This is a genomic window from Nocardia heshunensis (assembly GCF_054782115.1).
In genome coordinates this window covers 1,275,678-1,286,570 of the sequence record NZ_BAAGTC010000004.1, presented here as the reverse complement: position 1 = coordinate 1,286,570, position 10,893 = coordinate 1,275,678, and the positions used below count along the sequence as shown (strand labels likewise).

Genomic DNA, 10,893 nt, shown 5'->3' with positions numbered 1-10,893 from the left:
GGCAACAAGGGGGGAATCAGGGGGACAGGGATCCGGGGGACGTTCGGGGGAACGGGATCCGAGGGGGGAAACGGGGGCAGGGGGGGGAACGGGGGACCCGAACTCCGGTGTCACCTACCGCGGCGGGGGCGGCAGGTGACACCGGAGAAAATCGGGGTGCGGACACCCGAAATTCGTGGGATGTTCGAGGCATGGCATCGACGAATGGTTCGACCGTGCGTTCGGCGCGCGCAGAGGAGCGGCCGCAGATCATCCGGCTTTCCGAGATCTGCTTCGGAATGCGGGTCGGACCGGCCGATCTGGAATACAGCAATCAGGTTTTTCCCACCGAACGAGCACTGGTCGCCGCCGACGGCGACCGCATTGTCGGCCACGCCAACGACCGCGTCATGACGGTCACGGTTCCGGGCGGGGGCACCGTGCAGGCGTCCGGCATCACCAGCGTCGTGGTCGCTCCGACGCATCGCCGCCGCGGCATCCTGCGTGATCTCTACACCGAGATGCATCGCCGCTCCGAATCCGAGGGCTTGCCGCTCACCATCTTCACCGCGAGTGAGGGCACCATCTACGGCCGTTTCGGCTACGGGCCCACCGTCGTGGTCAACGAGGTCTCGATCCGCGGCCGCAGCGCCGAATTCCGTTCCACCACACCGGACCCCGGTGGCGTACAGGTGGTCTCACTGGAAGAGGCCAAGGTTCGGCTGCCCGAGATCTACGACCGCTGGCGGCGACTCGTCCCGGCCGCGCAGGCCAAGCCCGAAGCCCGTTGGCAGCAGCGGGTTTTCGCGGACGCGGTACAGCAGGAGGAGGGCTCTCCCCTGTTTTTCCTGGTCCACCCCGACGGCTACGCGATTCTGCGCCGTACCTGGAGTGCGGGCGGCAAGAACACCGCGACCGTGCGTGACCTGCGGGCCATCACGCCCGAAGCGCATGTCGCGCTGTGGCGGGTGCTGTTGAGCCTGGATCTGGTGGACACCATCGAGGCGGAGCTTCCCGAGCACGACCCACTCCCCTGGCTGGTGACCAATCCCCGCCTGGTGCGGGTAACCGGCCGCCACGACACGCTGTGGGCCCGCATCATGGATGTCCCCGCCGCTCTCACCGCCCGCACTTACCAGCGGGATCTGGATGTGGTGCTGTCCGTGGACGATCCGTTCCGCAACGCCGGTGGCAGTTTCGCGCTGCGGGTGCGTGACGGTGTCGCCGAATGCGAGCGCACCGATCGCACCCCGGATCTCGAGCTCGGCATCGACGTCCTGGGCAGCCTCTACTTCGGTGCGTACCAGGCCCGGGTCTTCGCCGCCGCCAACCGTATTCAGGCCAAGGACACAGCAAAGCTCCGCGCCTTCGACGAGGCCTTCGCCTCGGATCGGGACGCGGAGCTCGGCTGGTTCTTCTGATTACTGCCCGGAGAGCTCGGCCTACTTGGCGAGCTTGGCGCGGAACGGGCCACCCACACTGTTGAACAGCAGGTCACCGTTCGGGAAGGCTTCGACCAGGGCGTACGCGCCGTTGCCGAGGTTGGACTGGCCGAAGATGGTGCGGTGCACCGTCTCTCCGGTCTTCCAGTCCAGGCCGGTGACCTCCCAGCCGTCGGCCTTGCTGTAGCCGTTCACGAACACCAGGCCGGAGGTGGTGGAGACGGCGGGCACCATGGAGGTGGAGACGACGTCGCCGCGGGTCCATACCGAGTTCCACTTGTGGCCCGCGGTGTCCCACTCGAAGCGCTGCATCCCGTGCGGCGGCTCGGCGACCGGGCCGTTGGCCAGCACATCGACCAGGCGATCCGGTTCCCCACCGCCGCCGATGTTCTGGACCACGAACGCGCCGTAGCCGTTCACCACCACCGACTGCTCGCTCTGGATGAACTCCGGCAGCGGATCGGGCAGCCCGGCCGTCACCCCGATCTGATCGGCGATGCGGTTGGACTTGGTGTCCGGCTTCTGCTGAAAGCCCTCGGGAATCTTGTTGCGCCAGAAGGCGACCAGATGCATGTGGTCGGAACCATCGGTGATGACGACCAGTTCGTCGTTGTCCTTGCCGAAGCCCATCAGGGTCGGGGTGGAGCCGGTGCCGGTGCCGAACTTGACCGCCGGCGGCTGCCGTCCGAAGTCGTAGGGCGAGGACCACGCGCCGTCGGCCTCGTCGGTGGACAGCTTCGATCCGGTCCAGACGACCTTGCGCATGACCCGGTCCGACGCCGCGTAGATGCCGTTGTACTCGTCGATGGCCATCGAGTTCGAGACGGTCTCGTCGTCACCGAAGCGGACCTGTTGCGGTGGATTGCTCATATCCCGATCGAGCACGGCCAGGGATCGCGAGGTGAGCACCGTCAGATGTCCGTCGTAGGTCATGCCGACACCGACGATGTTCTCGGGGATGCCCAGGGAGGTGGTCGCGGTACTCAGGTACGGCTTGAAATCGAACTGCTTGATGATCTCGACGCCGTCCTCCGGCTTGTCCTTGTTCTTCAGCCCGAACTCCACGATCTCGGAGTTCTGGGTGACGAAGTAGACGTGATTGTCCTTGTCAGCCAGGCTGTAGACGCCATTGTTGATGCGCTGCCAGGTCGCGCCGTTCCAGTCGTCGCGAATGGCGGACTCGATCTGCCCGACGTCGGTGAAGCTCTGGTTCAGCACCTTGTCCAGGGCCTCGGGCGGAATCGGTTGCACGCCCGGGGCATCCGCCGAGGCGACCAGCTTGAAACCGTCGTCCGAGGCGTCGACGTAGCGGACGCCCGCGGTGGAGGAGATCCACCAGTGGTTGGGCTGGGTCGAGGCCAGCGTGATGATGTTGACCGGTCCGGTTGGCACGCGGGGCATCTGGCTCGGGTCGACATGGAAGGTACCGCGCGGCACCGGATCCGGCCAGCTGTCGGACTGGCCCGAGTCGACGTGGGTGATGGCGTATTTGTCCGCCGCGAGGTACGGGTTGCAGGGTACACCGGAATCGGTGCCGCCGGTCTTCGCGGTCGTCGTCGATCCCGAGTCGGAGGATTTGTCGTCGCTACTGCAGGCGGCCAGTGCGCCGGACGCCGCCAGGACCAGCGCCAGCGCGCCGATGGATAGTCGCTTTGTCTTGCTCAAGATGCGCTCCCGATTTCTCATGCATGGGAAAACAGAGTTAGAGCTGGGCGAGTCAAGATAGCGAGAGATTAACAGTGAGCCGTTTCACGAAACGGACGATTCTGCCATTTCACCCGATATGGGCGAGACCCCGACGCGTGAAGTCAGGGTTTTCCCGGTGGTGGAGCAGCGGCGGGCGCTGGCATGCTGGGGATTGTGAAACCCATCCAGTTGATACTCAACGTCCTGTGGCTCGTGCTCGTCGGCTTCTGGATGGCCATCGGTTATGTGATCGCCGGACTGATCTGCTGCGTGCTGATCGTGACCATTCCGTGGGGCATCGCGTCGTTCCGGATCGCCAACTTCGTGCTGTGGCCGTTCGGCCGCGAAGCGGTGGAGAAGCCGAGCGCGGGCGTGGGCTCCATGCTCGGCAATATCATCTGGATCATCGTGGCGGGCTGGTGGCTGGCCCTGGGTCACCTGATGACGAGTATCGCGCTCGCGATCACGATCATCGGAATCCCGTTCGCCTGGGCCAATCTCAAGCTGATCCCGGTTTCCCTGTTCCCCTTGGGACGCGAAATCGTAGACAGCGACCGCCGTTTCGGGTGAAAGGGGTTTCAGGGGAAGCCCCTGAGAGTCCCGAGAGTTGGGTCTGCTATTCGGACTCGTCGACGATCTGCTTCATGATGCCGACCGCCTCGGTGAGCACCTTCACCTGGTCGACGCTCAGGTTCGAGAGCTGATCGGTCATCCACGCCTCGCGGGCCTGGTTCTCGTCCTGGATCAGCGCCCGCCCGGCCTCCGACAGCGACACGATGATCTGCCGCCCGTCGGTGGGGTGTGGATTGCGTTCCACCAGATCCAATTCCGACAGCGACGCGATGACCCGGGTCATCGACGGGGGCTGCACCCGCTCCTTGGCCGCGAGCGAGCCCGGGGTCATGGCACCTTCCCGATTCAGCGTCGCGAGCGCGGACAGCTGGGTCAGCGAAATCTGGGCATCGGCCCGCCGGCCCCGCAGATGCCGAGTCAAGCGCACCACCGCCAGCGAAAGTTCACCGGCGAGCGCTCGAATGTCGGAAGGCGTTGTCACAGAGGCAAACGATACGGGACCGTTCGCGTGCGAGTCGGCTGTTCGCGTGCGGCCCACTAGTCTGGTGGGGTGACCACGCCGCCTGTGCCGGAGATTCCCCCGCGCTTCACCGACCCGCGCCCCGTGTTGGCCGTGGGCTCGATCGGTTTCCTGATCGCGACGATCGCGGTGTGGGCGAATGACGCCTGGGCGACCGCGCGTCCGGTATGTCTGATGGGCATGGGGGTCGGGCTGCTCGCCTACACGATCTTCGCCATTCAGCGCCGGGGTGCGCGCCGCGGCGACAAAGGCGCGCAGCTCGGCTTGGACTGACGGGTTTACCGCCCGCGCCGAGTCTTTACAAACTCCGCCTTGGCGTAACGAATGTCGGGAATGCCGGGCAGACCGCCGGTCCAGACCGACTGCGGAAAACGAACTTGCGGAGCGTGCGAATTGACTGCACGCGTCGCGGACGCTTAACTCCCTGGAGTGTCCTCCCGATTGAGCGTCGAAGAACGACGGGCCCACCTTATCGAGGCGGCCATCGGCCTTGCCGAAAAGAAGGGCGTGGCAGGAGTTACCACGCGCGATGTTGCCCAGGCAGCCGGTGTTTCCCTTGGTGTGGTGCATTACTGTTTCGAAAACAAAGATCAGCTGATGACCGAGCTGGTCAAGGCACTCTCGATGGAATTGCGTGATTCCGTCGACGCCAACGAAGCGGTATGGCAGGACGTCGGAACCGGAAAAGAAGCTCTTCAACAATTGGTGCGCGCCGGCCTGGAACTCATGTGGCTCAACATCGAAGCCACCCCGGAACGCCAGCTGCTCACCTACGAAACCACCACCTACGCATTGCGCGAAGGCGAAGCCACCCCGGCGAAACTCGCCATCGCCCGCGAGCAATACACCTTCAACGACTCCACCGTCGCCGATGTCTGCGAGCACGCGCGCGAAGCCACCGGCACCCAGTGGACCGTTCCGGTCGGCACCCTGTCCAGATTCATCCTCAACACCATCGACGGCATCGTGCTGCGGTGGCTGGTGGACAACGACAGCGCCGCCGTCCGTGAGCAATTGGACATCCTCGCCACCACCGTGGCAGCCCACTCGGCCTGACCCGGGCCCCATTCCCCTCCGGCGCGGGCCATCGGAATGCCCGCGCCGGTCCTATTTCAGCCCCACCCGGTCATTCCGGCGTGCCCTTGGCCGGAATCCACTACCGCAGTGTGGATCCCGGCCAAAAGCATGCCGGGATGACGAGCGGTCAGCGACGCGAGAAGTTCTGCGGCTGCGCCTGCACGTGGGTGACTTCGCCCTCTCGCCACCAGGCAACCGCGACGGTTGCCTCGTAGGCGCCCGTCAACCGGACGCGCAACTCGTCGTGCACCTCCAATTCGCCCGACGGCGTGGTGAAATCGAACTGCGTGCGCAGTAGCACGCCCAGCGGTTCGGCCGCCCAGGTGGTCCGGCGGCCGCTGCTCGCCACCTCGGCCGTGACGGCCTCCGAGGCCAGCGGCAGATTCAGCAGTGCCGCAAGGGAATTCGCGGTCGCGAGGTCACCGACCACCAGCCGGTCCACCGGCAGCGCCGGGCCCAGCCACGGGCGGTCCAGCACCAGGGCGTCGGCGGCGGGGATCACCTCGCCGGACAGGGCGCGCACCTGCCCCGGCAACACCAGTTCACCGGCGTCCAGGCGGCCGGATTCCAGGGCCTCCGCCAACAGTGCGTAGGTCTGCGAAATCGACTCGGGCACAGGCAATCTGGCCGGATCTGCGAGCGCGTCGAGGAGTTCCTCGGCGAGGGCGGTGGTGAGCACCTCCGGATCGGCGAGCACGCCGCGCAGCACCGCGAGATCGTTCGCCTCGAAGCCCGGCAGCTGCGGGAGCAGACCCGCGAACAAGGTGTCGTCCGGATGCCGCATCAGGCCCAGCGGAATGCCGTCGATGTGGGCGTGCTGGCGCAGCCACCACGCGGTGTAGCCGTCGCGGTCGGCCAGCAGCGGGCGGGTGGCGGGGTCGGTCAGCAACAGCCGCAAGGCTTCCGGCCATTCCCCGTCGTCCACCAGATCCAGGTCGCGCACGGCGATCAGTTCGGCCGGATCGTCGGTCAGGCCGTCCCACCAGGTTTCCTCGTCGTCGAGGTGATGGTCCGGGCCGGTCGGATCCGATTCGGTGACCAGGGTGAAACCCCAGCCGACACCGATGGCGCGCAAGGCTTCCGGGCCGTAGCGCTCGAGCACGTCGGCGTCGACGGTGGTGAACGGCGAATCCTCCACCAGCACCCGATCCAGGGGCGCGCCGGGCAGCAGCAGCTCGTCGGCGGGCGTCGATTCGCCTGCGACATCGGGCAATTCGAGCAGTCCCAGCCAAGACGGCAGGGTCCCGGGGGCGGCCAGGCTGTGCGCGGCCAGACCCAGCACCGCGTCCACCGTGTCGGGGTCGCTCGGGTCGTCCTCCAGCGCCGCCTGCAGGCCGGGATCGTTGAGCAGATCCTCCGGCGTCGCGGGCCGGGCGCCCAGCCGCCCCAGCAGCTCGTGCGCGGCCTCCGGATGCACCAGCCGCGCCCAGTGCACCGGCACGGCCGACTCCAGCCGGTCGTCCAGCACCACCGTGCGCGGACCGGTGACCAGGCGGCCGTCGGTCAGCGGCACGGCCAGCGCGCCCAACTCCTCCACCGACAGCGGGTCGGTCGCGAACGCATCCAGCCCGTCGTAGAACGAATACCACCACTGCGGTTCCCGTTCCAGGCTGCTCGACAGCTCCGCGATCCGCGCCAGCCCGATGCGATGCACATCCAGAACCGCCAGCGCGTCGGAGTACATCCGCCCGGACAACTCCGGAATCACCAGCGGCCCCACCATATCCGCCAGCAGCTCCGCCAATTCCACGGTCGCACCGGTGAATACGGAAGCTCGCCGCGGCGAGGCCACCGCGCCCCGCGGATCCAGCCGGGCCTCGCTCGGATGCGTGACCACGGCGTCGAATTCGGGCAGCGGCGATTCATCCACAGCCATCCCCAGCCCAGATTCGCCGGTAATCCCCAGCCCCGCGTCCGGTCCGCCGATCTCACCGAGTTGGTGCCGCTCGGCCTCCCGATCGGACTCGGCGGCCGCACCGAATTCGCCTCCCGCGAAGCCCGCGACCACATCGTGCGGCCCGATGGCGTCGTGGGGTTCCACTGCACCGAACGGCAATTCGTCCTGTTCCGGCAGATCCCACAGCGGCAGGGTGTCCTGTTCGACCCGGGCGGAGCGGGGCTTGGCGGCGGCCCCGGCCGGGCCGGGAACCTTCCCGGGGCCGCTCGAGGCCGGATCGGCAAGCCCTTCGGCCGCCGCCTCGTCCGGGGACGCGACGGCCGCATCGACGTCAGCAGCCGCAGCGTGGCTCGCGTCGACGTATCCGAACTCGGCGTCGAAATCGAGCGGGGCGACAACGGTTTCGGGGGCGGCTTCCGGCTGGCCGACCAGCACCGGGAGCCATTCGTTGTCGCGAAGCTCGGCGATCAGCGCCTCACGCAGGGCGCTGTCGGCCTCGCTGCGGGCGAAGCCGGGGAGCGGGACCAGGACCAGGCGGTCGCGGGGCGGCAGGGCACGGGCGAAATCGGCGTAGCCGGTGGCCAGTTCGGTCAGGCGCGCGCCGGGAAGCAGACGGCGGCGGTCCGGCTGCATCGAGATGTCGGCGATGAGCAGGGCGGGGACGGACAGCTCCTCGTCGGAGCGGGTGGGGGCGCGCAGCACGTCCGGGTGGGTGGCGACGGGACGGCCGTCGCGCACCGGGAGCAGCCAACGGGCCCGCTCGGTGCGGAACTGCCACCACACGCGCTCACCGGAATTCGAGTCGGTGATCCGCAGTTCGGTCAAGCCGTGGTCGAGTTCGGTTGTGGCGCTGGAGATCTCGTCGTCACCGATGCTGATGCTCTGCAGCACAGGAAGTTCCAGCAGCAGCTCGGCCGCCTCGGAGCGCATCTCGGCGAGCAGGGCGACGGTGTCCACGTGCTCGTGCAGCCGCAGCACGATCTCGGTGTCGAAACCGGCCGCGGGCCGTTCGGCCAGCGACCAGGCCAGGCGCAGCGCGGGCGGTTCGAAACCGTCCGGCGTCTCGGGGATCTCGATGCCCTGCACACCCAGCAGCGCCCAGGTCTCGGCCCGGGAGAAACGCACCGACCCGGCGGTCGAGCGCACTTCCACCTCCTCGGAGACGGTCAGCACCGCGGTGAAGCCGACACCGAATTTGCCGACGGTCGCACCCTCGGACGGGTCCAGCGTCTTGCCGGACGCACGCAGCGCCGTCAGCGCATGCACACCCGAAACATCCAGCGGTGCACCGGTGTTCGCGACATGCAGGGTCCGGCCGTCCAGCCACACCGCGACCCGGCCCGGCACCTCGGCCTTCAGGGCGGCGTCGGCGGCGTTCTGCGCCAGCTCGGTCAGCAGGCGGTCACGGTAGCCCGACCGCACCAGATCGGCCTCGGTCGCGGCGTCCTCCCGCAGGCGGGTGGGCGATCCGCGCCAGGCGGCCACCACCCCGGCCCGCAACGCCTCGGTCCCGAACGGATCCCCCAGATCGGTCGCGATCACGCCCTACACCCCTTCCCGCACAACGGTTTCATGGCACCCCGAACGGTTTTCAGGCACACCAAAGCCAAGCATCCGGTCATTTCACAGAATTCCGACACAGATCCGCCGGATACACGGCGGCGGGCCGTGATTTCCACCGAGCGCCCGCGCGAATGCACGGACGCCGCGGCAGATTACCGCCGCGGGGCGTCAGCGCGCCTCCGAAGCCCCCGACTCGGGCTCCACCCGCACAGCCGTCACGGCCCAGGCATCGTCGTACACCGAATCCGGATCCGGCACCTCGAACAGCGCGGCGACCCCGTCGTCCACCGACGTCTCGGGCGCAACCACCGGCGCGACCTCGGCAACCTCGCCCGCGATCTCGGCGGCGGTGTCCACGACGACATCGGCGGACTCCGCGCCGGATTCATCCGCAGCAACGGATTCCGGAGCGGGCGTGACGATTTCCGGGCGGAGCTCGGCGATCGGAATCAGGTCCACGGCGGCATCGTCGTAGGCCTCGTACAGCGGCGAGCCATTGCCGCTGGGCAGCTCCACGTCCGAGTGCGCGCCACAGCCGTAGGCGATGTGCACGACGCGACCGTCCGCGCCCATGGCGTTCGCGCAGACGCCGAAGGCGGCGCGCAGGGCACCCGCCAACGGCACGTAGAAGCCGCACAGGCCGCACGTGGACGGTGCGGCGCGGGCCATGTCGGTATCGGGGCCGTATTCGGAGAACCAGCGCTCACCGGCGTCCTCGCGGCCCTCGCGGGAAAGGACTTGGGAGCGGCCGAGACCCAGCTCGAGCGCGACCTCGTCGACGACCGGGTCGCCGCTGGCCAGATAGCCGGGCACCAGCCGCGGATCGCCGAGCGGCGGGGCCAGCAGATCGCCGGGCGCAAGATCGCCGGGGCGGATGCGCTGCTCCCACGGAATGAAATCGGGGGCGACGAGCGCGTCCGGGCCAGGCAGCAGCGCCGACTCGCTCACCGTGGCGACCGTGGCCTCCGGCGGAGCCGCCACCACGACCGCCCACTGCCAGCCGTGATAGCCGGGCAGGGTGGCCTTGAAGTGGTGGGTCGCCGAGGATTCGTCCTCGGCGGTCACGCCCAGATGCGCGCCCACCCCGATCGGCTCCAGATCCAGGAGCGCACGGCGGGCCAGCTCGACCGCCTCCGCCAGGATCGGCCGCACACCGGACTCCGAAACTCCAACCGCGCTCACGTCCTACATTTTGCCGTATGGAGCGCAAACACCGTGCACCGGTAGCGGCCGCCACGATCATCCTGGCCGCTGCCCTGGCACTGGCCGCGGCCGTGACGGCCTGCACCAGCAGCGACAACACGCCGAAGCTGCGCGTGGAAGTCGTCGCCACAAGGCCGCACGATCCGGGCGCGTTCACCGAGGGCTTAGAAATAGACGGCTCGGTCTTGTACGAGAGCACCGGACTGTCCGGACACTCCTGGATCCAGGCCACCGATCTCGCCACCGGGACCGAGCTCGCCCGCGCCGAGCTGCCCGCGCCCCTGTTCGGCGAGGGCATCACCCGGGTCGGCGACCTGCTCTGGCAGCTCACCTACCAGGACGGCATCGCCATCGCGCGAGACCCGGCCACGCTCACCGAGATCCGCCGCACCCGCTTCGACGGCGAGGGCTGGGGACTGTGCGCCCGCGACCATCGCGTGGTCATGAGCAACGGCAGTGCGACGCTCACCTTCCGGGATCCGCAGACCTTCGCGATCACCGGCACGACCGCGCTCACCAGCCACCAGGACGCGAAACTCAACGAACTCGATTGCGCACCGGACGGTTCCGTCTACGCCAATGCCTGGCCCTCGAACACCATCCTGCGCATCAACCCCGACACCGGCGAGGTGCTGGCGAAGATCGATGGCTCCGGGCTGCTCCCCGCCAGCGCCCGCACCCCCGACACCGATGTCCTCAACGGCATCGCCGACATCCCCGGCACCGATCACTTTCTGCTCACCGGCAAAAAATGGCCGACCTCCTACGAAGTCCGTTTCGTTCCGGCCTGACCTGCGCGCACCCGGGGTCCGACCGGCCCGGATACCGGTTCCGAACGGAAGTTGTGGCGGCCCACACCGGCGGTAGTGCAGCCGCCGACCCGCAGCACTGCAAGAATTGGGTGCGTGACTCCTCCCCGTGACCCCGGTGCCGACCCTGGTCGCTGGGGCGAC

At 68.1% G+C, this 10,893-nt stretch carries 9 protein-coding genes; 5 read left to right on the top strand and 4 right to left on the bottom strand.

All coding sequences use genetic code 11. From position 1 onward, the window contains the following. Positions 1-191: 191 nt before the first annotated feature. Entirely contained in the window at positions 192-1,400 is a 1,209-nt protein-coding gene (locus tag ACYVN4_RS18580; RefSeq protein WP_460722602.1) for a GNAT family N-acetyltransferase, read from the top strand. Between the two features lie 21 nt (positions 1,401-1,421). Here the strand turns inward: ACYVN4_RS18580 and ACYVN4_RS18575 are convergent, their stop codons facing one another. Further along, positions 1,422-3,086 (bottom strand): hypothetical protein, encoded by a 1,665-nt coding sequence (locus ACYVN4_RS18575; RefSeq protein WP_460722600.1) that lies wholly within the window; start codon positions 3,084-3,086, stop codon positions 1,422-1,424. 183 nt (positions 3,087-3,269) lie between these two features. Between ACYVN4_RS18575 and ACYVN4_RS18570 the strand changes: the two genes are divergently transcribed. Further along, positions 3,270-3,677: a YccF domain-containing protein gene (locus ACYVN4_RS18570; RefSeq protein WP_460722598.1), complete on the top strand. Its 408-nt coding sequence runs from the start codon at positions 3,270-3,272 to the stop codon at positions 3,675-3,677. A 46-nt stretch (positions 3,678-3,723) separates the two neighbouring features. Here ACYVN4_RS18570 and ACYVN4_RS18565 read toward each other — a convergent pair whose 3' ends face one another. Further along, positions 3,724-4,161: a MarR family winged helix-turn-helix transcriptional regulator gene (locus tag ACYVN4_RS18565; protein WP_460722596.1), complete on the bottom strand. Its 438-nt coding sequence runs from the start codon at positions 4,159-4,161 to the stop codon at positions 3,724-3,726. Between the two features lie 69 nt (positions 4,162-4,230). On the opposite strand from ACYVN4_RS18565, the gene ACYVN4_RS18560 reads away from it, so the two are divergent. Then, positions 4,231-4,473, top strand: a complete 243-nt coding sequence (locus tag ACYVN4_RS18560; protein ID WP_460722594.1) for a DUF2530 domain-containing protein — start codon at positions 4,231-4,233, stop codon at positions 4,471-4,473. 168 nt (positions 4,474-4,641) lie between these two features. After that, on the top strand, positions 4,642-5,256 hold the full coding sequence (locus ACYVN4_RS18555; RefSeq protein ID WP_379354200.1) for a TetR/AcrR family transcriptional regulator: 615 nt from the start codon (positions 4,642-4,644) through the stop codon (positions 5,254-5,256). Positions 5,257-5,404: 148 nt separating this feature from the next. Here ACYVN4_RS18555 and ACYVN4_RS18550 read toward each other — a convergent pair whose 3' ends face one another. Next, positions 5,405-8,662, bottom strand: coding sequence for a sacsin N-terminal ATP-binding-like domain-containing protein (locus tag ACYVN4_RS18550; RefSeq protein WP_460722763.1), 3,258 nt, complete (start codon positions 8,660-8,662; stop codon positions 5,405-5,407). 243 nt (positions 8,663-8,905) lie between these two features. Beyond that, positions 8,906-9,919, bottom strand: a complete 1,014-nt coding sequence (locus ACYVN4_RS18545) for a DUF3027 domain-containing protein (protein ID WP_460722592.1) — start codon at positions 9,917-9,919, stop codon at positions 8,906-8,908. Between the two features lie 17 nt (positions 9,920-9,936). On the opposite strand from ACYVN4_RS18545, the gene ACYVN4_RS18540 reads away from it, so the two are divergent. Next, positions 9,937-10,731, top strand: a complete 795-nt coding sequence (locus tag ACYVN4_RS18540; RefSeq protein ID WP_460722590.1) for a glutaminyl-peptide cyclotransferase — start codon at positions 9,937-9,939, stop codon at positions 10,729-10,731. Positions 10,732-10,893 lie beyond the last annotated feature (162 nt).